This window comes from Citrobacter sp. wls714, assembly GCF_005281025.1.
GTDB classification, from domain to species: domain Bacteria; phylum Pseudomonadota; class Gammaproteobacteria; order Enterobacterales; family Enterobacteriaceae; genus Citrobacter; species Citrobacter werkmanii.
On sequence record NZ_SZWZ01000031.1, the window covers coordinates 404,111 to 428,785 of the forward strand.

Below are 24,675 nucleotides of genomic sequence, written 5' to 3' on the forward strand. Positions count from 1 at the left end.
GCACTCCCGGAATGATGAAAAAATTTCTCGCGCTTGCCGTTATTGCGCCGTTGCTCATCTCCTGTTCCAGCTCGACCAAAAAAGGCGATTCCTATAACGAAGCCTGGGTCAAGGATACCAACGGTTTTGACATTCTGATGGGGCAATTTGCCCATAACATTGAGAATCTGTGGGGATTTAAGGAAGTGCTGATTGCGGGTCCGAAGGACTACGTAAAGTATACCGATCAGTACCAAACCCGCAGCCACATCAACTTTGATGACGGTACGATAACCGTCGAGACCATTGCCGGGACAGATCCTGCCGGGCATCTGCGTCGGGCAATTATCAAGACGTTGCTGATGGGCGATGATCCGGGTTCTATCGATCTCTATTCTGATGTCGACGACATTAAGATTTCCAAAGAGCCGTTCCTGTACGGACAGGTGGTCGATAATACCGGCCAGCCAATTCGTTGGGAGGGACGTGCAACCAACTTTGCCAACTACCTGCTGCAAACGCGACTTAAAAGCCGCAGCAATGGTCTGCGTATCATTTATAGCGTAACGATCAATCTGGTACCAAACCACCTTGATAAGCGCGCGCATAAATACATCGGCATGGTGCGTCAGGCATCGCGTAAGTATGGCGTCGACGAGTCGCTGATTCTGGCCATCATGCAAACCGAATCCTCGTTTAACCCGTATGCGGTCAGCCATGCCGATGCGCTGGGACTGATGCAGGTGGTACAGCACAGTGCCGGTAAAGATGTGTTCCGCTCGCAAGGGCGCTCAGGCACACCTAGCCGCAGTTTCCTGTTTGACCCGGCCAGCAACATTGATACCGGCACGGCTTATCTGGCCATGCTCAACAATGTCTATTTGGGCGGCATTGATAATCCAACCTCGCGTCGCTATGCGGTGATCACCGCGTATAACGGCGGTGCTGGCAGCGTGCTGCGCGTGTTCTCGAATGATAAAATTCAGGCCGCGAATATCATTAACAGCATGTCCCCGGGAGACGTTTATCAAACTCTGACCACCCGACACCCATCAGCTGAATCACGCCGATACCTTTACAAGGTCAATTCCGCACAAAAATCATATCGACGCCGCTAATGTATCCCTCTTCTGTCCCCTTAAACGAGGTTCAGAAGAGGGAAAAGTGTTAACTCCATCACTCTTTTGCCTTGCAATTAGAAATTGTTTGCAAATATTTGTCACAGGTAACAAAAAAAGAGTGCTTCTCATTGATAGAATCACATCATATAGCCACGGCAAATGTGCCTTTTAAAACATTCATCCGCATTACGGTGTGAGGAAATTAACATGAATCTTAAGCTGCAGCTGAAAGTTCTCTCGTTTCTGCAGTTCTGCTTATGGGGTAGTTGGCTGACTACTCTCGGCTCCTATATGTTTGTCACCCTTAAATTCGATGGTGCATCCATTGGCGCGGTGTATAGCTCGCTGGGGATCGCCGCCGTGTTTATGCCGACGCTGTTAGGGATCGTGGCCGACAAATGGATCAGTGCGAAGTGGGTTTACGCCCTTTGCCATCTGGTCGGCGCAGGGACGCTGTTCGCCGCAGCCGAAGTCACCACGCCAGGCGCCATGTTCTTTGTGATCTTGCTTAACTCTCTGGCCTATATGCCAACGCTGGGGTTAATCAACACCATCTCCTACTATCGCCTGCAATCAGCCGGAATGGATATCGTAACTGACTTCCCGCCAATCCGTATCTGGGGAACCATCGGCTTTATTCTGGCGATGTGGGCAGTAAGCTTCTCCGGCTTTGAACTGAGCCATATGCAGTTGTACATCGGTGCGACATTGTCCCTGATATTGGTACTGTTCACCCTGACGCTGCCGCATATTCCGGTCGCCAATCAGCAGAAAAATCAGAGCTGGTCGTCTATGCTGGGTCTGGATGCCTTTGCGCTGTTTAAAAACAAGCGTATGGCGATTTTCTTCATCTTCTCTATGATGCTGGGCGCGGAGCTGCAAATTACCAATATGTTTGGTAATACCTTCCTGCACAGCTTCGACAACAACCCGCTGTTCTCTGGTAGCTTTATCGTAGAACACGCGTCGGTGATGATGTCGATTTCACAGATTTCTGAGACGCTGTTTATCCTGACCATCCCGTTCTTCTTAAGCCGTTACGGTATTAAGAACGTGATGCTGATCAGTATCGTCGCGTGGATGCTGCGCTTCGGCCTGTTTGCCTACGGCGATCCGACGCCGTTCGGTACCGTACTGCTGGTTCTGTCGATGATTGTTTACGGCTGCGCCTTCGACTTCTTCAACATCTCTGGCTCCGTGTTCGTGGAGAAAGAAGTTCGCCCTGAAATTCGTGCCAGCGCACAGGGTATGTTCCTGATGATGACCAACGGCTTCGGTTGTATTCTGGGCGGTCTGGTGAGCGGCAAAGTGGTTGAACACTACACCCTGAACGGTATTACCGACTGGCAGACCGTGTGGCTGATCTTCGCAGGTTACTCGCTGGTTCTGGCTTTTGCCTTCGTTGCGCTGTTTAAATACAAACACGTACGCACTCCGGCAGGCACGCAGACCATCGCACACTAATCTTTATTGATGAAAGAAGGTCACCATCAGGTGACCTTCTTTTTGACCAGTTCGTAAGCCGGATAAGCGTTTAGTGCCATCCGGCTTTTACTTCAGAACATATCCATACAGACGCTTAATGCCGTCTGCATCCGTCTCACTGTAAACGCCTTGCAACTCCGGCGAGAAACCAGGCAGCAGGTTTACCCCCTCTTCCAACGCCAGGAAGTATTGTTGCACCGCCCCGCCCCAGACTTCACCCGGTACCACGCACAGCACGCCCGGAGGATAAGGCAGCGCACCTTCCGCCGCAATGCGGCCAGCGGCATCACAAATACGCACCAGTTCAACATCACCACGAATAAAAGCGCTGTTCGCATCCTGCGGATTCATCGCCACGGCAGGCAGACTCTCCTGACGGAACATCGCTTTTTGCAGATCTTTCACATCAAAGCTGACGTACAGTGAGTGCATCTCCTGACACAGTTCACGCAGCGTGTAATCCCGGTAGCGCACCGGATACTTGTTGAAGATAGTGGGCAGCACTTCAGCCAGCGGCGTGTCGTTCTCAATGTGTTGCTCAAACTGCGCCAGCATCGCCACCAGTTGCGCCATTTTCTCTGCGCTTTCAGCCGGGGTCAGCAGGAACAGAATCGAGTTGAGGTCGCATTTCTCCGGCACAATGCCGTTTTCACGCAGGTAATGCGCCAGAATCGTCGCCGGAATACCAAACTCAGTATATTGCCCGGTTTGCGCATCAATGCCCGGAGTGGTTAACAACAGCTTGCAGGGATCGACAAAATACTGGTCGCGCGCGTAACCGGAAAAACCATGCCATTTTGCGCCAGGCTCAAAGCTAAAGAAGCGACGCTCGCTGGCAATCACCGCCGTCGGATAGGTTTCCCATGGTTTGCCATCAACCACCGGGGGAATAAACGGCTGAATCATCTTACAGCGGGCAATAATCGCTTTGCGGGCCTCGATTCCCAACGCCACGCATTCCGCCCATAGCCGACGACCGCTCTCGCCTTCATGAATTTTGGCGTTAACATCCAGCGCCGCAAACAGCGGGTAAAACGGACTGGTGGAAGCATGCAGCATAAAAGCGTTGTTCAGCCGCTTATGCGGACAGAACCGCGCCTGGCCGCGAATGTGGTTATCCTTTTTGTGGATCTGCGAGGTTTGCGAGAACCCGGCCTGTTGTTTGTGTACTGACTGAGTGACAAAGATCCCCGGATCGTTAGCATTAAGCTCCAACAGCAGTGGTGAGCCATCGGCCATCATCGGGATAAATTGCTCGTATCCAACCCATGCGGAATCAAACAGGATGTAATCGCACAGGTGACCGATCTTGTCGATCACCTGCCGGGCGTTGTAGATCGTCCCGTCATAAGTGCCGAGCTGAATGATCGCCAGACGGAACGGACGCGGCTGCCCAGCCTTTTGTGGCGCAACTTCACGGATCTGCTGACGCAGGTACTGCTCATCAAAGCAGTGCTCATCAATGCCGCCGATAAAGCCAAACGGATTACGCGCCGCTTCCAGATAAACCGGCGTGGCGCCCGCCTGGATCAGCGCGCCGTGATGGTTCGACTTATGGTTGTTACGGTCAAAAAGCACCAAATCCCCACGCGTCAGCAGCGCATTGGTCACCACTTTATTGGCCGCAGAGGTCCCGTTCAGTACAAAGTAGGTTTTATCCGCGTGGAAAACTTTAGCGGCAAATTTCTGCGCATGTTTCGCTGACCCTTCATGAATCAGCAGATCGCCAAGCTTAACGTCAGCGTTGCACATGTCCGCACGAAACAGATTCTCACCAAAGAATTCGTAGAAATGCCGCCCCGCAGGATGCTTCTTAAAAAATTCACCGTGTTGGTGCCCCGGGCAGGCAAACGTGCTGTTCCCCATTTCGACATACTGGGTCAGTGTGTCGTAGAACGGCGGCAGCAAATCTTCTTCATACTGACAGGCAGCAGATTCCAGCTCCAGCCACTCCTGAGCCTGACCGCGAATGACCGCATTTACGCCCGCTGGCACATCCACATTAGACTCCGCGAACAGAAACACGGGTAAATGAAAACCTGTGCGTTTAAGCAAAGCAAGGATCCCGCAGCGGCTGTCCGCAACGGTAATGACGACTGCCGCAACGTCAGTAAAATCGGTACTGTCCAGCGAGACCACCTGACGATGACTGGACAGACGAGAGACCAGTTCACCACTGGCGGCAATTTTCATTGATTTCATAAGCGCAATAACCCGTTTCGGGAAAATCAAAAGTCCCGGCAAAGCTGCATTGCTTTGCCCACGAAATGACAGGTCAAACTGGTTACCAGCCCCGACCGCCAGACATCAGTAAAAGCAGATAGCCTCTGATCTTACTGTTATCCTGCAGTGAGCGTGCGCTGCCTTCACCGCATGGTGGGAGTGGTAAGATATGTTGCAGGAAGGGACAAGCGTCGCGCAAAAAGGCGATATTGAAGGCGATGTAGGGGGAGTAATTTCATCCCAGGCAGCCCCATTCAGACAGGAGAAAATTCGCGCAATCATGGCACCTTTCACTTACAGGCGCAAGATAAAATCCAGAGCTAAAACCTCACAGATAAACAAACATTTTGTCTGAAATTAGCGGCATAATAATGCAATCTGAAACATAATTTCACCCAGCCAATTGTCTTTAGTATCAAGATGATAATGGGTATGCAGGAGCAAACGTGGTAATCGGACCGTTTATTAATAGCGGCGCCATTTTATTTGGCGGCGTTCTCGGCGCACTACTCAGCCAGCATTTACCGGAGCGCATTCGGGTCTCGATGACCTCCATATTCGGGCTGTGCTCTTTGGGAATTGGTATCTTGCTGGTTATCAAATGCGCCAACCTGCCGGTAATGGTTCTGGCAACGCTGGTTGGTGCATTAATTGGCGAGTTCTGTTATCTGGAAAAAGGGATCAATACCGCGGTTGCCAAAGCGCAGCAGCTTTTCACCCGGTCGGATGCCAACACCACGCACGAATCCTTCATCCAGAGCTATGTGGCCATCATCGTGCTATTTTGCGCCAGTGGTACTGGGATCTTCGGGGCGATACATGAAGGCATGACCGGCGATCCAAATATTTTAATCGCGAAGTCGTTTCTTGATTTCTTCACGGCCATCATCTTCGCCTGTTCGCTGGGGATTGCGGTATCTGCCATTTGCGTGCCGATGCTGGCAATTCAGTTAACGCTTGCCACCTGTGCGGCACTGATTTTACCCCTGACGACGCCAGCTATGATGGCCGATTTCAGCGCCGTAGGTGGACTGCTGTTGTTGGCAACCGGTTTACGTATTTGTGGAATCAAAATGTTTGCGGTTGTGAATATGCTTCCTGCCCTTCTGCTGGCAATGCCGCTTTCCGCCGCGTGGACGGCGTTTTTTGCCTGAGAATGCGTGCAATAGCAGCAATGTGATGATAGATTGTGCAGTCTGCATTGATTTGAAGAAATTTCGTTGACGAAGCGAAGCGAATCAGGTTTAATGCGCCTCGTTGCCCGGATAGCTCAGTCGGTAGAGCAGGGGATTGAAAATCCCCGTGTCCTTGGTTCGATTCCGAGTCCGGGCACCAAATTCATATCAACGGACCTCCACGGAGGTCCGTTTTTGCATTCCAGACCCACCAAAATCAGCGTCTCGCGAATCTCCCAATTCCACTGAACTCAACCAAATTCTACCCGCATCAAGTCCCTTGCGAGGGTACAAATGAGGGTATAGTCTGGTTCGATAATCGGTGTACCCTCAAATCACCCAGGAAACCAGCTATGGCACTGACTGACGCTAAGATCCGGGCAGCAAAGCCGGACGAAAAATCCTACAAACTCGCCGACGCCAATAACATGTTTTTGCTTGTTCACCCTAACGGCTCAAAGTACTGGCGGCTGCGCTATCGTCATCTCGGCAAAGAGAAAACACTGGCGCTTGGTCAGTATCCCGAAGTCTCACTGTCAGAAGCGCGCGAAAAACGCGATGAGGCCAGAAAACTCATATCTGATGGCATTGACCCGTGCGAGCAACGCAGAGCGAAGAAAGCAGCACCGGAGGCCATAAATACTTTTGAGCTCGTTGCCCGTCAATGGCATAAGAGCAATAAAAAATGGTCCGAAACTCACAGCGAGAAGGTGCTCAAAAGTCTTGAGGGTCACGTATTTCCCTATATAGGTTTACGCGATATCACCACCCTCAGAACTCCCGATTTACTTGTTCCCGTAAAGGCTGCCGAAGCCAAAGAGATATATGAGATTGCAGCCCGCCTTCAGCAGCGTATCACAGCAATTATGCGTTATGCTGCCCAGTCAGGCATTATCAGCTATAACCCTGCAGTGGATATGGCTGGTGCTTTAACGACGGTGAAACGCCAGCACCGCCCTGCTCTTGCCCTGAGTCGTATTTCAGAACTCCTTGAACATCTTGATGCATACAAAGGCCAGCCCCTTACAAGACTGGCGACCAAACTCACCCTGCTTATCTTCATCCGTTCCAGTGAACTACGCTTTGCCCGGTGGACTGAGATAGACTTCGAGAAAGCCATGTGGACCATTCCTCCGGAACGAAAACCTATTGAAGGGGTTAAGTATTCCCATCGTGGATCCAAAATGCGAACAGAACATCTGGTACCGCTCTCCACTCAGGCACTGGATATTCTGAAAGAGATCCACACCATCAGCGGGGAATATGAATTGATTTTCACTGGCGATCACAATCCGTGGAAACCCATGAGTGAAAATACGGTGAATAACGCGCTGCGTCTTATGGGCTATGATACAAAGGTCGATGTCTGTGGGCACGGCTTCAGGGCAATGGCATGCAGTTCATTGATTGAGTCAGGATTGTGGTCAAAAGATGCTGTGGAGCGACAAATGAGCCATCAGGAGCGTAACGGTGTTCGTGCCGCGTATATCCATAAAGCGGAATTTCTGGATGAGCGCAGGCTGATGCTGCAATGGTGGGCTGATTTTCTGGATGCAAACCGTGAAAATCCGGTCTCACCTTTCGATTACATCAGACAACAACACTTATAATCCATTCTCCCGGCAAGGATGCCGGGAGAATGTTTCCTTCTTTTTTTCCTTTCCCTGTATACCTTTATTCACAGAGGGGTTGATGACTCACTGACACCGGACCCTGTGCTGAAATATGTTACGTATGTCCTGGGGATTATCTATACTACCTGCTTTAAAGCAGGTCACAGCAATTAACGATAAGATAAGACACAAAATAACGAGATATCACTATGAGTTTTTTAACGGATGAAGAAATTAATGCACTGACAATAAAACGAATGATTTTTCATGTCGTTGGTGGAGAACTGGAGATCCCCGTGCTGCTCAGTGAAATATCACCACCTGAACACGTCGATTTTTTTCTGGAACGGATTAAGTCTGCATTAAGCGGTAACATGTTCCGGTTTACGGAGTTGTCCAATACCGAACGTATTCTTCGCCTCATAAGGAACAATGCCGATACTGATACCAGTTGCTTCACTGAACAGTCCACTTTTCTGGCAAACGATTTTCAGTCTCACCACCACACAAAAAATGCCAGTATGGGAGTATTTTTTCTTTTTGAGCTTCACGCCCTCAACGATGAGAAACTGTTTGCTCTCATTAAATATGATAATGAGGATGTGGTACGTTACGTGCTGGATGCGGAGGGGAACGAGTTTCAGGTTCCCAGACTCGAACGTTTCCGCGAAAGCTTCGTCAAGAAAGCAGAAGCCATGCAGAAAATTGCTCTGGTCCGCCTGACGGCAGATGCTCAGGGTGGACAAGTTGTTGTACGGGATCGCAGCAAACGAACCAATATCTCCGTTTATTTTGAGCGTTTTCTACAGGTACAGCGCGTCAACAATACAACCGACCTCAGCGACAAACTGGTTGCCGCACTCAAGGATGTCTTCAAAAAGCACCGCGACCTGTTACCGGACGACATCAGACGTAGCGGTGTTAACAAGATTTATGAAACGCTACATCACGGGGCGCAGGATTTTAACACCGATGAGCCCCTTTCCCTGCTGAACCAGATTTTTGGGCCAATGGAAGAAGATCATCCACTGGTCAAATCCTTTACCCGTAAAATAAAAGACCTGGGAATTTCAGGTGAATCTTTCCGGATCACCCCTGAGAACATCCCTAAGCCACGGAAAAGAAAACTGGAAACTCTGGAAGATGTTATTGTTATCTACGATGAGGATAATGCCCCGGACATCCAAACGATGGAAGACGGGCGAAAACGTATAGTGATAGTGACTGCAGGGCTGGTGACAGATGACATCGATACTGGAAAAAATAGGTAAGGCAATTGACTGCTCACGCCGCGCATCTGATCTGGTGATCACGGAGGATCAGCAGACAACCACCCGGAAACTGTTCATTTCCGGTACCATGGATAATGACACCCTTCAGTTATGGGGGGAAGTGACAGATGCTGATTCCGAAAACCTCCGGATCACCTTTGTTGATGACAGCCGGGATGATATCCACCCTGCGCAGGGTATCCCCGGTCAGAAGCACTTTATCACTATCATCAGCGATGAGATTCCCGGGATTCTGCGACTCTTTACCCCTGAAGGGTGGCGTACATTTTTACTCGGGGATCCTGGGCTTCGTCAGTATCGCCTTATCTACGCCCTGTTCGTCAGCGAGGCATTTGAAACACAACAGTGGAAGGTCGAGCCGTGGGAAAAAATGCACCCGGAGGAGAGTGGCATCGACGTTATTCCCCAGACAACCTCCGTCACAAAAAGTATCATCAGATGCTTTTCGACCGACTTTCTTCCTCCGGATACTATAGCCCCCTGGATCTTAGTGTCCGGAGACAAATTGACAGACGGACCAATGAGGCTCTGGGCATCACTCGCCTGCCGGGAGTTATTGAAATGTTTCGTCAATGAGCTTTTTGCCGCCGAAATAAAAAAGGTCGGACTATCAGGAAAACCGCCGCGAAAAATCCCATTCGGAGAAGAACATGCGGCCCTGCCCGCCTTTTATGTCATTCAGGAAACGGCAAAATGGATTTTTCTTGAAGGAAATGAAACAGAGCTTAAACATACCTTTCTCTCCAGTGAACTGGCCAGAGAATGGCCTGAGGGTGTCACGTTTTGTGAAGGCATTGTGTGTCGACTTCCCCCGGCACTGGAGTCAGCCCGGCTGCTCTACAAGGCCCATATCCGGACAGGGGGAAAAGACACCCTGAAATCACTGGGTGATTTGCGAAAAGGCCTGACAGAGGACACCCAAAAAATTTTGCAGCAGTCGCGGGATCTGTCTTCCGCGTTGTGGAAAGATATGGCTCTGGTCATCAGCACTCTGGTCCTTCGCTACAGTCTGGAGGCCCTGAAGGAAAGTGGCCCGCAAAAAGTGTATGCCCTGGCATTTTGTGCACTGGCCCTGTATATCGCCATCTCATACGGAATGTCGGTCTATATCAACCGTCATGCCCTTTCACTGCTGGAAAAAAACAGAACCATCTGGAGAAGTAAGTTATATGGTTTTCTGGATGAACAGGATTATCAGGAACTGGCAGGTTTTCCCGTAAAGGCCGCAATACGGTCATATCACCGGGTTGAGCGAATAACGTCGGCCATTGTGCTCATTCTGGTCACGCTATTACTTACAGCTGCAGCAAGTGAATTCTGGTCACTCAGTATGCTCCTGCAGTCGGGCTACACCTGGGTTATGAGTGCGTTACAGATTCTGACTCCCCCGTGGGCTCTGCGCAGTCCGAACGGTTTTACTGTCTATCCTTCATGACTGGAATAAAACAACCAGGGATCATAGCTGGCTCTGATAATGGACAACACGTATGGTAATCAGTCCTCAGGTTGCTAAACAGAAGTTCATTTTGATCGGGTAATAATATCTTCTTCTCAGTAAACAGGAGAACGATGAAAAAAAATAGATAGTTTAAGCGCTCGTCTTGCTGAGGTAGCAAAGAAAACAAAAAGAACTAAGCATAAAGCCATTAGGGATTTATTAGTAAGTAGAATTGCTTTATGCAAACCATCGTCAACACATATTTTTCGGCAAAGATAAAAGAAGGCTTTTCTTAACTGCATTCATGATTGTTTGACGGAAAAGGGAATTAATAATGGTTACCCTACCTCAGATTTTCTGATTATTGGCTCCCAGTGGTTAATTATAAATAACCAAAGCATTTAGTGGATAATGAAGATGAAGAAATTTTAGATAAAAGCATCAAAGAACGTTTCTATTTATGTCCAGGAAACGAAACTACATTAGGACAGATAATAGTTCTTTAAAATGAAGAACCATCTCCGTTACTAAAGGAAAATCTAAAATATACTGAATTCGTAGGAATGGGTGTTTCGAATAGTAGAAAAGGATTTTTCCCTGCCTGAAAGGTAATTATTGATGGTCCACTAAGTTTTTCAATTATCAATAAAGTTATTATTAGCACAGAATGTAATTTAATACTATCCTAAGCACAAATTTTTGGTGCGATCGACTCTGTTTGAAAAAAAACACATATGATTTTCCGTATATTAGTTGAATTTTGGTTCATACCGAGTATCCTGTAGGTAAATACTCTGGAGGTTTGATGTCTCTCACTTCTTTACAACTCTTCAAAAACCTCTCCGATGAAACCCGTCTGAGCATCGTGTTGCTGCTCAGGGAGATGGGAGAGCTATGCGTGTGCGATCTTTGCACGGCGTTGGATCAGTCGCAGCCCAAGATCTCCCGTCATCTGGCAATGCTACGTGAAAGTGGATTATTGCAGGATCGCAAACAGGGCAAGTGGGTTCACTACCGCTTATCCCCGCATATTCCTTCCTGGGCCGCTCAGGTGATTGAGCAGGCCTGGTTAAGCCAACAGGACGACGTACAGGCCATCGCCCGTAAGTTGGCATCGGCAAACTGCTCTGGTAGCGGTAAGACTGTTTGCATCTAAAAAATTTGCCTGAACACATATGATTTTTCGAATGTGAGGTATTTGGAATGAAAACGTTAACGGTGTTTGACCCGGCAATGTGCTGCAGTACCGGCGTATGTGGTTCAGATGTCGATCAGGTTCTGGTTGATTTCTCTGCAGATGTGCAGTGGCTGAAAGGACGTGGCGTACAGGTTGAACGTTACAATCTGGCACAGCAGCCTATGAGCTTTGTTCAGAACGAGAAAGCGAAAGCATTCCTGGAAGCATCTGGAGCAGAAGGGCTTCCGCTACTGCTGTTGGATGGCGAAACGGTGATGGCAGGGCGGTACCCAAAACGTGCTGAGATAGCTCGCTGGTTTGGTATACCGCTGGAGAGGGTAGGGTTAGCTCCCACCAGTTGCTGTGGTGGTAATACTTCCTGTTGCTGATATGTCAGGAGGACATATGAAATTCTTACAGAACATCCCGCCTTATCTGTTTTTTACCGGTAAGGGAGGCGTAGGAAAAACCTCCATTTCCTGCGCGACGGCTATCCGCCTTGCCGAACAGGGTAAACGGGTTTTGCTGGTCAGTACCGATCCTGCCTCGAATGTCGGACAGGTATTCGACCAGGCTATCGGTAACACCATTCGCCCTGTGACGGCAGTTCCTGGACTTTCCGCTCTGGAGATTGACCCGCAGGAAGCCGCCCAACAATACCGCTCCAGAATCGTTGATCCTGTCAAAGGTCTTCTGCCTGATGACGTTGTTAACAGTATCAGCGAGCAACTTTCAGGAGCCTGTACCACTGAAATTGCGGCGTTTGATGAGTTCACCGGCTTATTGACAGACGCTTCCCTTCTGACCCGCTTCGATCACATCATTTTTGATACAGCGCCGACGGGCCACACGATTCGCCTTCTCCAGCTTCCCGGTGCCTGGAGTAGCTTCATTGAAAATAATCCAGATGGTGCTTCCTGTCTTGGCCCAATGGTCGGGCTGGAAAAGCAGCATGAGCAGTATGCTAATGCAGTAGAGGCGTTATCCGATCCTGAACGTACCCGCCTGGTTCTGGTTGCAAGACTGCAAAAATCTACGCTGCAGGAAGTCGCCCGCACCCATGAAGAACTGGCTGCAATTGGCCTGAAAAACCAGTACCTGGTTATTAATGGTGTGCTACCTAAAACCGAAGCTGAACATGACGCCCTGGCCGCTGCGATATGGCAACGTGAGCAGGAGGCACTGGCAAATCTTCCTGCCGGTTTATCTGAGCTACTGACAGATACCCTATCACTACAGCCAGTCAATATGGTTGGTGTTTCAGCCTTAAAGGGACTGCTGGATACCCGTTCTGAGGCATTACCGCTCCCGGTAACGAACATCCAGTACACACCTGAAAACTTATCGCTCTCTGGCCTGGTCAATGATATCGCCCGCAGTGAACACGGCCTGATTATGCTGATGGGCAAAGGTGGCGTAGGGAAAACCACGATGGCTGCTGCCATCGCCGTAAGGCTGGCGGACATGGGATTTGACGTGCATCTCACGACCTCTGATCCTGCTGCACACCTGAGTACAACGCTGAACGGCAGCCTCAAAAACCTGCAGGTCAGCCGCATCAACCCTCACGATGAAACCGAACGCTATCGCCAGCATGTTCTTGAGACGAAGGGAAGAGATCTGGACGAAGCAGGGAAACGGCTACTGGAGGAGGATTTACGCTCTCCCTGTACTGAAGAAATTGCCGTGTTTCAGGCTTTTTCCAGGGTGATTCGTGAAGCGGGTAAACGGTTTGTTGTCATGGATACCGCCCCTACGGGACACACGCTATTGCTGCTGGATGCGACCGGGGCTTACCACCGGGAGATTGCCAAAAAAATGGGGAGTAAAGGTCATTTTACTACCCCAATGATGCAGCTTCAGGATCCGGATAGAACCAAAGTTCTGCTTGTTACGCTTCCTGAAACCACACCAGTGCAGGAAGCGGCAAACCTGCAGGCTGACCTTGAAAGAGCGGGGATTCATCCGTGGGGCTGGATTATCAATGACAGCTTTTCCATTGCGGATACGCGTTCTTCGTTGCTTTGCCAGCGTGCTCATCAGGAACTGCCTCAGATTGAGGCTGTTAATAATCAACACGCTGACCGTATAGCGCTTGTTCCGGTGCTGGCGTCAGAGCCCACCGGTATTGAAAAGCTCAGAGAATTGATGAGTTAATTTTTTGGCATATACAGGGCGACAAAGTCGCCCTGTCAGGAGGTTTTATGTTACTGGCAGGCGCTATTTTTGTCCTGACCATTGTTTTGGTTATCTGGCAACCAAAGGGATTAGGGATTGGCTGGAGTGCAATGCTGGGCGCTGGACTGGCTCTGATATCTGGTGTTGTGCATGTGGGCGATATTCCGGTGGTGTGGAATATCGTCTGGAACGCGACGGCAACATTTATTGCCGTGATTATTATCAGCCTGCTGCTTGATGAATCAGGCTTTTTCGAATGGGCGGCATTGCATGTTTCGCGCTGGGGTAAAGGTCGTGGCCGTTTGCTCTTTACGTATATCGTTCTGCTCGGTGCAGCGGTAGCGGCACTGTTTGCCAACGATGGTGCGGCATTGATTCTTACTCCAATTGTCATCGCCATGCTGCTTGCATTAGGTTTCAGTAAAGGTACTACTCTGGCATTTGTCATGGCTGCCGGGTTTATTGCCGATACAGCCAGCCTGCCGCTTATCGTGTCGAACCTGGTGAATATCGTCTCGGCGGACTTCTTTGGTCTGGGATTCACCGAATATGCATCGGTAATGGTGTCGGTGGATATTGCAGCCATTGCTGCCACTCTTGTTATGCTGCATCTTTTCTTCCGCAAAGATATTCCGCCGACTTACGACCTGGCTCTCCTGAAAGCACCCGCAAAGGCGATTAAAGATCTGGCAACCTTCAGAACCGGCTGGATAGTTTTAATTCTTCTGCTGGTTGGCTTTTTCGTCTTGGAGCCGTTGGGTATCCCGGTCAGCGCGATTGCGGCGGCAGGGGCCATCATTCTGTTTGCGGTGGCAAAACGCGGCCATGCCATTAACACCGGTAAAGTGCTGCGTGGGGCACCCTGGCAGATCGTCATCTTCTCATTGGGGATGTACCTGGTGGTCTACGGTCTGCGCAACGCAGGGCTAACCGAATACCTTTCAGGTGTGCTGAACGTACTGGCGGATAAAGGACTCTGGACTGCGACGCTGGGTACTGGCTTCCTGACGGCTTTCCTGTCTTCCATCATGAACAACATGCCTACCGTGCTGGTTGGCGCTCTTTCTATCGATGGAAGCACTGCAACTGGCGTTATTAAAGAGGCGATGATCTACGCCAACGTGATTGGCTGCGATCTGGGCCCGAAAATTACACCTATTGGTAGCCTGGCAACGCTGCTCTGGCTGCATGTACTTTCACAGAAGAACATGACCATCACCTGGGGATATTATTTCCGCACCGGGATCATCATGACTCTGCCTGTGCTGTTTGTAACGCTGACCGCGCTGGCGCTACGTCTCTCTTTCACTTTGTAATGAGATACAGATATGAGCAACATCACTATTTATCACAATCCGGCCTGCGGCACGTCGCGTAATACGCTGGAGATGATCCGCAACAGCGGTAATGAACCGACCGTTATTCATTACCTTGAAAATCCACCGTCACGCGATGAGCTGGTCAAACTCATTGCAGATATGGGCATTTCCGTTCGGGCTTTGCTACGTAAGAACGTCGACCCGTATGAGGAACTGGGTCTTGCAGAAGATAAATTTACTGACGACCAGCTAATCGACTTTATGCTGAAACATCCGATTCTGATTAACCGTCCGATTGTAGTGACGCCACTGGGAACTAAACTTTGCCGTCCTTCGGAGGTGGTTCTGGATATCCTTCCAGATGCCCAGAAAACGGCTTTCACCAAAGAAGATGGTGAAAAAGTCGTTAATGATGCAGTTAAAAGACTGAAATAAAGATGAAGGGGGCATTTGCCCCCTTCATCTTTATTTCGTCATTTCTTCCAGCAAATACCAACCGGCTCTTCGCTCTGTAGCGCTGTTAATGCAATACGCTTTGCATACTGCTCTTCCACATCAGAGATGAGAGGCTGCTCGCGGTTCGCCCTGGTCTTCAGGAATAGTGAAGACGGTTCAGCTGCCGCCAGGCTGTTATTAACAACCCATGCCCACGGCTCGATGTGCAGTGCCCAACTAAAACTGACCACTGCATTAGATTTTTTCCAGTATCTATTTTCTGATTCGTTTTGTGGCAACTCACTGTTATATTCGTGCTGTCTGAGTATGCCATAATATCCAACGATATAGTCCGTTATTGCGTGGGCTGCATAGCTGAAGCTTACGTAATCCGTTACTGGCACCCAGTCATTCTTCAGACTTCGGAAGAAGCGTTCCTTTGGACTATTGACGCTCATATGTCAAGAGCGGGCTATTGGGCATAGGCTGGATCCGATAAAATCAATAAGTAGAGTTCTCGGACGATGTAGCGTTTGAGGCATCTCAGGATCTCTTTAGTCGATAGTCCTTCACCAGTTCATCTGTCAACATAGATTCTGGTGCGCGGATCACTACGCATACGCACAAGGGCTATTGTCCACAGAGCATTTTTTGCTTCACGTGAGCCTCCACGGTTTAATCTATGCCTGACTGTTTTTCCTGGTGATGCTGGTAGTGAATTTACGCCAATGAGCGATGCCGGGACCGCTTCATTTTTTAAACGTTCGGGGTGAGCATCTGCAATGGCCAGCAGTATGGCTGTCGCCTGTGGACCTACACCAAACTGACTACGAAGATTACTGGTATATTTACGGGTCAGTTTATCCAATGATTCATCCAGTTCATTCATCTCTTCAGTCAGGGCCATTCATCGTTTCGCAAGGCTTCAAAGCGTGCTGTAGAAAGCTATACGCAATGGAGAGTACTTTGAAACTTCTCAGCTAATGCAGGAGGCTACGCATTCGTGCAGTTTCGATATACAGAGGTTGTCACGAACATCCTACGGGGCACTGACCAGCAGCGCACGAAGCTGATTAATCGCCTGAGTGTGGGCTTTTACTGTACTACGTCGGGCAATACTAATAATCCTGAGAGATTCACTCGCACCGCACTGCATTTTCTGCATCCAGTGGATCTGACTTCCCTTCAAGCCTGTGTTTTGAGCGTTCTGGCCTGTTAACTTCGACAACATAAATCTCATTTTTAATAAAATAGTGTGTTAATGCGGTAGCATACGTTCCGGTTCCTTCGATGTGTGAGAGAGGCGTCGGGAGCTTCGAATGAACACGGTAATTCCCCCGTACAAGTTGTATCACCTTTATAAGTGCGCTGTATGTACTTCCTGTGAAAAAGGCTCTGGCTGGCAGGGGTTATACCACCGGATGCAGCATCACTGCATAACGGTCGCACTGGACCAGACACTCACCACAGCCGTTACAGCGGCCAGCATCGACCTTCGGCAGGCTGGATTCGTCAATAGTACAGGCCCGTTGTGGGCAAACTTCCACACAGCGATCGCATCCCCGGGAGCTGTGAATGCAGGCATCAGTAAAAACTGGACGAAGCCGGGTGTCGAAGCACGGCTGCGGCTGTAATGCTCCCGTCGGGCACGTCTGAATGCACGCCGCGCAGCCATCACAGCTGGCGTATTCAATAGCCAATCGCGGGAACCCCTCCTGATGGGGAACCAATACACCCATCGGGCAAGTCTGAACGCACTGCTGACATTTATCGCAGCGGGCAAAAAATTGCGCGATGGTCACCGCGCCGGGCGGCAGCGGCCACGGTGGCAAAGCGGCTGGCGGCGGCGTAACGTTACGTGATGCTGTCACAAACGCCCGAAACAACCCTCGACGACTGACGTGGCGATGAGACATATATTGCTGGTAATAGCGTTCGGTTTTATTCATCAGAAGAAAATCCGTGCTTCTACTGGGTTAAGCCCCTGTTGCTGTTTAACGTCCTGCAAATAGAGTTCGGCTACCTGCGCCAGCCGGGCGTAAAACGGGCTGACGTGGTTATGTTGCAGGCATTCAAGATAGCGCGGTGCCCAGGGCAGCAGGAACTGTTCCAGCAACGCCGTGGCGGCTCGGGGATTATCACGTTCGATAAATGCGGAACTGGCCAGCAGCATCAGACCAAACTGATCTTCCGGCTCCTGTTGTTGGCCATCAAACGCCAGACCGTGACTGCGTAAAAATCCGCGGTAGCGGGCCGTGGTTTCGCCCATCAGCAGGTTATCTTTTTCCAGATAGACCGAGCCCCAGGGCGGCGCGACCATTTCCCCCTGACCTTCGAACAGCACTGAATATTGCCAGCCGAGTTCTTCATCAGCATCCATGGGCCTGGCTTCACACAGTTGAGTGATGGTGTGCAGATCGCGCCAGGCATACAGCGACGGCAGGGTTGGCAGGCATTCAATCAGCGCCTTAACTTCAGGACGTTGTGGCGAATAATAAAACAGCGCGCCAAGAATACGCGGCAGTATAGCGGCAGAAGACATACATCATTCCTTCTTAATACGGCGATCGGGCAGGCCGAAACCCACCCGACAGAGCGTTACATCGGCAACGTCCAGAGATTGTAAAACGCGATACGGCCAATCAGTTCGGCAGCAATCACCACAACAGCGCTGGCGAACAGCAGCGTCTGGCCGCTTCTGGCGCGGATATACACCAGCGCACCCAACGTGCCAGCCGCCAGCAGTACAGTCTGGGCGGTAAACCAGTCAGACTGCGCCGCTGCCAGCGGGGCATCGGCCAGCAGGATGGTGGACAGGTAGCCTGGCCGCAGACAGAAACTGACGATAATCCCGACGATGCTGACTATCAGCCCCAGACGGCACACGCCCAGCGCAGCCGCCAGCGCCCCTCCGCCGATCAGCGGTGTCAGCAGCATAACGACGGTGGTCCAGGACGAACTCCAGGTGGTCACCGTCGGCAAGTGGTATATGCGCGGAATAGCGAAAACAAACACCACGCCAACCGCCGCCGCAACCCAGGCCAGCGCGATAAACAGCTTACGCGCCCCGCGATCCAGCAGCAATCCCAGCGCTGCGATGCCTGCGATGGTACCAAAAACCGCCGAGAGCGCGATTTCGTTGCTCATCGGCGAAGACCCGACGCGGAACAGCATATTCATGGCGCGTAGTGGCTGCCCAACATGGAAAATACCCATCACCACGCCCAGACCAAACAGGCATACCGCAGCGAACAGGCCTATTGTCAGACGGCGCGGCTCAATATGGCCCATCGCGTTGCCGATCAGCAGCACAGTGAACGCGCCAACCGCGCTCTGCGTCAGAACCGTAAAGAAAACCAGCGGTAACTCATGCATGACGCACCTCCCGTAAATTCTGAATCGCGCCTTCCGTATCGCCGGTTGGCCGCGCTTTCGGATGCGGTTTCACCACCAGATTGGGATGGGTAAAGTTGGCAGATGGCAGAGGGGCGATTTGGTTCTCCACACCGTACTTCTGGCGCAGTTCATCGATCGGCCCAAAATCCAGCGCGCGCTGCGGGCAGGAATCCACACAAATCGGACGCAGATTCTCTTCCAGCCGATCCAGACAACCGTCGCATTTGCGCATCACTTTCGCTTTGGCATCAAACTGCGGCGCACCATACGGGCAGCGCATTTCACAGTAGCGGCAGCCCACGCAGAGGGAATCGTCCACCAGAACCAGCCCGTCTTCCTCGCGCTTGTGCATCGCCCCGGTCGGGCAGCCCGCTACGCAGGTGGGTTGATCGCAATGATTACATGCAATCGACAGTTAGTAGCTGAAGGTGTCGTTGTGCCAGCTATCACCTTCCTGCACCCAACTGCCGCCGCCGTATTCATACACCCGGCGCAGCTTCGGTCCCACATCTAAATCTTTGTTGTCCTTACAGCTCACCTGGCAGGTTTTACAGCCCGAGCAGCGCGAGGAGTCAACGTAAAAGCCATACTGTTTCATTTTTATTCACTCCTTAAGCGCGTTTAATCTCAACCAGGTTGGTGTGCTGCGGGTTACCTTTCGCCAGCGGCGATGGCAGATGGCTGGTCAACGAGTTAATACAACCGCCGACATCAACACCTTCATTGTTAAGACGTGTCCACGCGCCCTGCGGCATCGCCGCCACGCCTGGCAGAATGCGGTTGGTCACCTTACAGGGGATCTCCACCACGCCGCGATCGTTGAACACGTGCACGATATCGCCGGAAGCGAGCTGCCGCGCACGGGCATCAATCGGGTTAAGCCATACCTCATCCGGTACCGCTTCATGCAGAGCCAGCACGTTGGTGTAGGTAGAGTGGGTATGGCCTTTGGTGTGGAAACCGCTGAGCTGTAGCGGGTATTTCGCCGTCAGTTCTTTATTCAGATGCGACTCTTTCACCACGCAGAACTCCGGTACCGCCGGGATGCGATCGCCTTCCGGCAGGGTCCATTTCTGCGCCAGGTCCGCCAGCGCCTGGGAGTAAATTTCGATCTTGCCGGACGGCGTCTCCAGCGGATGAGCTACGGCATCTTCGCGGAAATCGATAAACGCAATGCTCTGGCGTTCGGTGGCGATTTTCTGGTCGATGATCCCTTTGTTTTTGGCGACCGACCATTCTGGCAGATACGGGCGTTTCTCGCGTATTTGCTGATAGTGATATTCCGCCCACTGAGCCTGGGTGCGCCCTTCGGTGTACTGCTCGCGCAGCCCCAGATGCCCGGCGATATCGGCGCAGATGTCATAGGTGCTGCGCACTTCCCACATCGGCGCGATGGTTTTTTGCAGGGCGATCATATAGTTGTGGGAACCCGCCGCATAGGAGCTGTCCACCAGATCTTCCGCTTCCAGATAGCTGGTTTCCGGCAGCAGTAGATCGGCGTATTTAGCGCTCGGCGTCATATGGTTTTCAATCACGATGATGGTTTCGCACAGCGATTCATCGACGAGGATTTTACGGGTACGGTTGATGTCACCGTGCTGGTTCAGCAGCGCGTTACCGGCCTGATTGAAAAACAGCTTAATGCCGACGTTGAGCTTCTCGACTCCTTTCACGCCCATGGTGGTGGCGGTCATTTTTTCCGGATTGAGGATCGCATCGGTCCACAGATAGCAGGGGATCGATGCTTTAACCGGGTTGGTGCCGGTAGGCAGCAGCGGCACGCCGTATGGGGTGCCATAAGGCCAGTTGCCGTTATTGGTGCCCGGCAATCCAAAATGGCCGGTGATTGCGGGTAGCGTCTGGATAGCGCGTACCGTTTGTTCGCCGTTAGCATGACGCTGCGGGCCCCATCCCTGACCAATATAGCAGGCGCACGCCGCTGCGATTTCCCGCGCCAGCTGTTTTATACGCGTTGCCGGGATACCGGTGATCTGCGCCGCCCATTCCGGCGTTTTCTCAATGCCGTCGTCGCCGGTGCCCATCACGTAGTCTTTATAGCTGGCGTTAGGCGCCGCGTTTTCCGGCAGTGTGGAGCGGTCAAAACCGACGCAGTATTGATTGACCAGCGCTTCGTCAATCAGCTTTTCGCTAATCAGCGTATGGGCCAGACCGGCCACCAGCGCGGCGTCGGTGGTAGGGCGGATCGGCAACCATTCGGCATGCTCGGTGACCACTGAGTCGGTATAGCGCGGATCGATAATCACCACCCTGGCTTTTGATGCTTCCAGCGCCCGGCGCAGCTCTTCCACCTGGGCACCGCCCGACATGCGCGTTTCCGACAGATTCATCCCGAAAAACACCACCAGATCGGAATGGGCGATTTGCGAGAAATGGCTGCCGACGTATTTACCGTGGGTATACGGAGTGGCGCTGGCAATTTGCGCGGTGGAGTAAGTGTTATGGTAATTGAGATAGCCGCCGGTGAGATTTAACAGACATTTCCAGGCGGGCATTCCCTGGGTGTGATAATAGGCCCCGGACTGATAGTTGTAATAAATGGCTTCGCGGCCATATTTTTCGGTTACGCGTTGAAGTTCCGCCGCAATAAACGCGGTGGCTTCTTCCCAGCTAATACGCTTGAATTTGCCTTCGCCACGTTTACCGACCCGCTTCATGGGATATTTAATGCGATCCGGACTGTACACGCGCCAGCGATTGGATCGCCCACGTAAGCAGGGGCGAATCTGGTGTTGGCCAAATACCGTATCATCAATCGCGTCTTCGGGTTCGATACGCACGATGCGATCATCTTTAACGATCACCTTCAGCGCGCAGCGACTGCCGCAGTTAACCAGGCAGGCACTATGGCGCACGGTTTCACCATTGTTTATAGTGGCTGCTTCCGGCGCCGCCAGCGCACTTGATGAAAATGGCACAGAAATCGCGTTGCTTAATACAACGGCAGAACCAATTTTTGCTGCTGTCGTGACAGTCTCCCGCCGTGAGATTTGTATATTTAAAATCTCATTTAGTCTTTTTTTTCATTATAAGTACCCTCATTGCATCCAAGGAGGACCTTAATTTACATAAGATTTTCACAGATTGATTATGATCAAGGTATATATATTTATAAATCTAATGAATTAGAAACTGTGAAGTGACGTGATTAATAAAAGCGCACCATCAGTGGGGTAAAAATTAGCTTACAGAGAGGGTGACGTAGCAGCGCAACAACTCTTTCGCATGGTTGACAGGCAATGTATTGATGACAACAACTATATTAATTACAATGCAATATTAAATTGCACAAAAAAATATTATAAAATAGTGCATTTGCCCTATTTTGCTAAAAACACACTTTTTTCAGGTAGCTATTGTGGCATGACCATTCTATGATGGTAAAGAAAAGCTAAATACGCCCAAATATACAAAAAAGGTTTGATTCATACCCCCCCACTCTTGGGGCTTTTTTTGTAGTTTACAACCTATTTGGATTTCTCCTACAATTAGGACAGGACAGTGCGGGAAATACCCATCAGGACAAAATTTCTTTATACCTGCCTCCCGGGAATCAAAATAATTTATGATACAGATCATTTTCAATTAATATTAAAAATATATACTGCAGTCCCACAAGGAAGTCAGAATACAGCAAGTTACACTGTTTATTTACCGGGAAGAATGATGTCGCATACTCCCGGTTTTTTTTGATAAAAAACTATGATGTTTGTCATTTTTAATAATCTAATTTATTAATGCGAATGGATTGCAATTATGATATTGTTTTTACTCATTTTTTTATTTTTAAGGACAAGAGGTTTATTCATTTTTTGGCAGATAACCTATTTTTGATAAAAATGCACACAGTCTCATATGAGCTACTTTTCAGAAACGTTGCTAATAACTCATTTATCAATATACTTTATCAAATAATTATCAGTAGTCTCATCAATCGTCTCCAGAATGATAAAATGATGTCATAACCTCTTGAAACCCCAGATGATTCCCTGTTTCAAACCATCAGAAAACTTCATGCCCGGGGATACAAACTAGCTCTGGATGAATTTATATTAGATGATACCAGGGTTCGTTTTTTGAAGTATACCTTAGTTATTGATTTTTATCACCCGAGTAAAAACATGAAGAAATATTCAGATATATAAACAAAAAACAGCCTTCTTTTACGAAATAAAATACCCAGCTCAAAAAAAACAAAAAATATGAGTTTTAATTATACGACAAGTACTGGCTTTATATTTTCAAGAGATGCCTCATTTACAGGAAATATATTACCGGAAACGATACCACCATAATATGATAGCAATCTTTAACGTAGCAATAAAAATTAACAGGGTTGAAATCAATCTTAATGCATTAGAAAAATTAATACGTAATACCCTTGCATTAATGTACAAAATTAATTTTTATATAGAATCAAAATATTTTATATCATATTATTATATTTCATCATATGACCGAGCAATGAAAAAAAATATTAATATATTTGTAACATGATGAAATTTGTCATTTTATTCCAATAGCAACTATCCCTAGCATTGTTGTCGCCTATGTCAGTGTGTTTTACTATATGTAGACTAGTTCGCTAGTTTTTCTAATTAACTTACAGAAAAACAAATGATACTTACCATCGTATGATACTTTTATTTGTAATTTATTTTTCTTACTGGAGGTTTGCAATCGCAAAGGTAAGGTATTTTGAATACTGAGCCCTACTTTGTTTTGTGATTTTTTTGTGATAAATACAATTAGAAAATAGACTAAATGAGTTGATAGTACATCCATTCACAAATAATCAGTTTATTACTATCTGAATGACTATACCTGATACTGCTATATCTTTATCAGTTAATATTTCTGGGGATTGTAACTATTTGTATCCATACAATAGTCAACCATTTTAATCGGTGACTCCTCCTATACTACTGTTACTGATGTTTGCATCATACAGTCTAATGAAGTAGTTACCATAAACATTCTGTATGATTAGTAAACTAGGTAACCCCCTTCCCGTTTAAGCCTAGAGACTAAAAGTGATGTAAGACATGTAAGGCCATTTACTGTACAACTGGTGGTATCATTACTACCGACACCTGAAAACAAAACAACCATCTGCTGTTTGGCTTGGATTCATTTAGCAAGTTCAATCGTTAAGTAATTTCATCCTAGCTTCACTCAAGAGCATACCATATGCCCAAGCATTAATTGAACGTTACTTAACAAAAATGGGGTATATTCAAACGTCTTATTGACCGTTTGAATTGTGACAACTGGCATTATCATTCCTGTACCCTGATGTATTAAGAACCAGGATACTACTATTTGACCATTCCTACCCCGTGAGGAATGGTTTTTTTTATCTTATATTCTGTCCTCTACCCTGAAGTCCCAAGAGAATGTTAACGCCAACTAAATACTTAATCCGTGGAGTTTATAACCAATTAATCACTTTCAACATTGTATAACAAACGGAACAAAATTTACGTCCTCAAGATCCTTGATCTTTTTAATATCAGAAGCCTCCACGCCGCCGTATCTGAACTTCCAGTTAATGGGATGGGCTACCTCCTCCCTCTGCGGTTAACTGTACGAAATGTGTTTAGCAGGAGAATCACCCTGAATATCGTATTTCTGGGTATTGATCTGGCTAAAAATGTCTTTCAGCTCTGCGGATTAAACCAGGCCGATAAGTCAGGAAAAATCAACCATACGTCAGGCATCTGTAGCGTTTGCGTTGTCTTGTATCACAGACTGTATCCCACTTTGTATCACAACGATAGCCCTGAAATTTACTCGCTTGAATCGCCACGGGTTTAACAGACACCT

General features: G+C 49.2%; 17 protein-coding genes, 1 tRNA gene and 2 pseudogenes. 12 read left to right on the forward strand and 8 right to left on the reverse strand.

The window, feature by feature from the left end:
* Positions 1–11 precede the first annotated feature (11 nt).
* The gene (mltC, locus tag FDX11_RS08845) at positions 12–1,097 is read left to right on the forward strand and encodes a membrane-bound lytic murein transglycosylase MltC (protein ID WP_094301040.1); all 1,086 of its coding nucleotides are present in this window, start codon (positions 12–14) and stop codon (positions 1,095–1,097) included.
* A gap of 210 nt (positions 1,098–1,307) precedes the next feature.
* The gene (locus FDX11_RS08850; protein WP_042310954.1) at positions 1,308–2,564 is read left to right on the forward strand and encodes a nucleoside permease; all 1,257 of its coding nucleotides are present in this window, start codon (positions 1,308–1,310) and stop codon (positions 2,562–2,564) included.
* 87 nt (positions 2,565–2,651) lie between these two features.
* Here the strand turns inward: FDX11_RS08850 and FDX11_RS08855 are convergent, their stop codons facing one another.
* Positions 2,652–4,787 (reverse strand): ornithine decarboxylase, encoded by a 2,136-nt coding sequence (locus FDX11_RS08855; protein ID WP_079226000.1) that lies wholly within the window; start codon positions 4,785–4,787, stop codon positions 2,652–2,654.
* Between the two features lie 467 nt (positions 4,788–5,254).
* On the opposite strand from FDX11_RS08855, the gene FDX11_RS08865 reads away from it, so the two are divergent.
* From FDX11_RS08865 to arsC, 10 genes are all read left to right on the forward strand, one after another.
* A complete protein-coding gene (locus FDX11_RS08865) occupies positions 5,255–5,962 on the forward strand; it encodes a DUF554 domain-containing protein (RefSeq protein ID WP_042310961.1) in 708 nt (235 codons plus the stop codon).
* A 105-nt stretch (positions 5,963–6,067) separates the two neighbouring features.
* A tRNA-Phe gene (locus FDX11_RS08870) sits at positions 6,068–6,143 on the forward strand.
* A 193-nt stretch (positions 6,144–6,336) separates the two neighbouring features.
* Positions 6,337–7,593 (forward strand): integrase arm-type DNA-binding domain-containing protein, encoded by a 1,257-nt coding sequence (locus FDX11_RS08875; protein WP_047660530.1) that lies wholly within the window; start codon positions 6,337–6,339, stop codon positions 7,591–7,593.
* A gap of 212 nt (positions 7,594–7,805) precedes the next feature.
* A complete protein-coding gene (locus FDX11_RS08880; protein WP_047660531.1) occupies positions 7,806–8,867 on the forward strand; it encodes a nucleoid-associated protein in 1,062 nt (353 codons plus the stop codon).
* Entirely contained in the window at positions 8,839–10,323 is a 1,485-nt protein-coding gene (locus FDX11_RS08885) for a hypothetical protein (RefSeq protein ID WP_075847420.1), read from the forward strand. Before FDX11_RS08880 ends, FDX11_RS08885 begins: the two co-directional genes overlap by 29 nt.
* An 808-nt stretch (positions 10,324–11,131) precedes the next feature.
* Entirely contained in the window at positions 11,132–11,482 is a 351-nt protein-coding gene (arsR, locus tag FDX11_RS08890) for an As(III)-sensing metalloregulatory transcriptional repressor ArsR (RefSeq protein ID WP_047660532.1), read from the forward strand.
* Between the two features lie 47 nt (positions 11,483–11,529).
* Complete coding sequence (gene arsD / locus FDX11_RS08895; protein WP_047660533.1) at positions 11,530–11,892, forward strand: arsenite efflux transporter metallochaperone ArsD; 363 nt, start codon at positions 11,530–11,532, stop codon at positions 11,890–11,892.
* Between the two features lie 16 nt (positions 11,893–11,908).
* Positions 11,909–13,660, forward strand: a complete 1,752-nt coding sequence (gene arsA / locus FDX11_RS08900; protein WP_130078226.1) for an arsenite efflux transporter ATPase subunit ArsA — start codon at positions 11,909–11,911, stop codon at positions 13,658–13,660.
* A gap of 47 nt (positions 13,661–13,707) precedes the next feature.
* Entirely contained in the window at positions 13,708–14,997 is a 1,290-nt protein-coding gene (arsB, locus tag FDX11_RS08905) for an arsenite efflux transporter membrane subunit ArsB (protein ID WP_047660535.1), read from the forward strand.
* Positions 14,998–15,009: 12 nt separating this feature from the next.
* Positions 15,010–15,435: a glutaredoxin-dependent arsenate reductase gene (gene arsC / locus FDX11_RS08910; RefSeq protein ID WP_047660537.1), complete on the forward strand. Its 426-nt coding sequence runs from the start codon at positions 15,010–15,012 to the stop codon at positions 15,433–15,435.
* 239 nt (positions 15,436–15,674) lie between these two features.
* Here the strand turns inward: arsC and FDX11_RS08920 are convergent.
* From FDX11_RS08920 to FDX11_RS08950, 7 genes and pseudogenes are all read right to left on the reverse strand, one after another.
* Positions 15,675–15,884, reverse strand: a pseudogene (locus FDX11_RS08920) (IS3 family transposase); the annotation flags it as partial.
* A gap of 128 nt (positions 15,885–16,012) precedes the next feature.
* Positions 16,013–16,342 (reverse strand): transposase, encoded by a 330-nt coding sequence (locus FDX11_RS25405; RefSeq protein ID WP_234400792.1) that lies wholly within the window; start codon positions 16,340–16,342, stop codon positions 16,013–16,015.
* Positions 16,343–16,844: 502 nt separating this feature from the next.
* On the reverse strand, positions 16,845–17,384 hold the full coding sequence (locus tag FDX11_RS08930; RefSeq protein ID WP_047660976.1) for a 4Fe-4S dicluster domain-containing protein: 540 nt from the start codon (positions 17,382–17,384) through the stop codon (positions 16,845–16,847).
* The gene (locus tag FDX11_RS08935) at positions 17,384–17,977 is read right to left on the reverse strand and encodes a molecular chaperone (protein ID WP_137397764.1); all 594 of its coding nucleotides are present in this window, start codon (positions 17,975–17,977) and stop codon (positions 17,384–17,386) included. Before FDX11_RS08935 ends, FDX11_RS08930 begins: the two co-directional genes overlap by 1 nt.
* A 56-nt stretch (positions 17,978–18,033) precedes the next feature.
* On the reverse strand, positions 18,034–18,810 hold the full coding sequence (locus FDX11_RS08940; protein ID WP_130078229.1) for a DmsC/YnfH family molybdoenzyme membrane anchor subunit: 777 nt from the start codon (positions 18,808–18,810) through the stop codon (positions 18,034–18,036).
* A pseudogene (locus tag FDX11_RS08945) lies at positions 18,803–19,429 on the reverse strand (DMSO/selenate family reductase complex B subunit). The gene FDX11_RS08940 and the pseudogene FDX11_RS08945 overlap by 8 nt, the downstream one beginning before the upstream one ends.
* Before the next feature lie 13 nt (positions 19,430–19,442).
* Complete coding sequence (locus tag FDX11_RS08950) at positions 19,443–21,854, reverse strand: DMSO/selenate family reductase complex A subunit (RefSeq protein ID WP_137397765.1); 2,412 nt, start codon at positions 21,852–21,854, stop codon at positions 19,443–19,445.
* Positions 21,855–24,675 lie beyond the last annotated feature (2,821 nt).

Excerpts from the sequence above, each read along its gene's own strand:
- FDX11_RS08935 (WP_137397764.1), bottom strand. The coding sequence starts at position 17,977 with ATGTCTTCTGCCGCTATACTGCCGCGTATTCTTGGCGCGCTGTTTTAT.
- FDX11_RS08880 (WP_047660531.1), top strand. The coding sequence starts at position 7,806 with ATGAGTTTTTTAACGGATGAAGAAATTAATGCACTGACAATAAAACGA.
- FDX11_RS08850 (WP_042310954.1), top strand. The coding sequence starts at position 1,308 with ATGAATCTTAAGCTGCAGCTGAAAGTTCTCTCGTTTCTGCAGTTCTGC.
- arsR (WP_047660532.1), top strand. The coding sequence starts at position 11,132 with ATGTCTCTCACTTCTTTACAACTCTTCAAAAACCTCTCCGATGAAACC.
- FDX11_RS08940 (WP_130078229.1), bottom strand. The coding sequence starts at position 18,810 with ATGCATGAGTTACCGCTGGTTTTCTTTACGGTTCTGACGCAGAGCGCG.
- arsC (WP_047660537.1), top strand. The coding sequence starts at position 15,010 with ATGAGCAACATCACTATTTATCACAATCCGGCCTGCGGCACGTCGCGT.
- FDX11_RS08930 (WP_047660976.1), bottom strand. The coding sequence starts at position 17,384 with ATGAATAAAACCGAACGCTATTACCAGCAATATATGTCTCATCGCCAC.
- arsD (WP_047660533.1), top strand. The coding sequence starts at position 11,530 with ATGAAAACGTTAACGGTGTTTGACCCGGCAATGTGCTGCAGTACCGGC.
- mltC (WP_094301040.1), top strand. The coding sequence starts at position 12 with ATGATGAAAAAATTTCTCGCGCTTGCCGTTATTGCGCCGTTGCTCATC.
- arsA (WP_130078226.1), top strand. The coding sequence starts at position 11,909 with ATGAAATTCTTACAGAACATCCCGCCTTATCTGTTTTTTACCGGTAAG.
- arsB (WP_047660535.1), top strand. The coding sequence starts at position 13,708 with ATGTTACTGGCAGGCGCTATTTTTGTCCTGACCATTGTTTTGGTTATC.
- FDX11_RS25405 (WP_234400792.1), bottom strand. The coding sequence starts at position 16,342 with ATGGCCCTGACTGAAGAGATGAATGAACTGGATGAATCATTGGATAAA.
- FDX11_RS08885 (WP_075847420.1), top strand. The coding sequence starts at position 8,839 with ATGACATCGATACTGGAAAAAATAGGTAAGGCAATTGACTGCTCACGC.
- FDX11_RS08875 (WP_047660530.1), top strand. The coding sequence starts at position 6,337 with ATGGCACTGACTGACGCTAAGATCCGGGCAGCAAAGCCGGACGAAAAA.
- FDX11_RS08855 (WP_079226000.1), bottom strand. The coding sequence starts at position 4,787 with ATGAAATCAATGAAAATTGCCGCCAGTGGTGAACTGGTCTCTCGTCTG.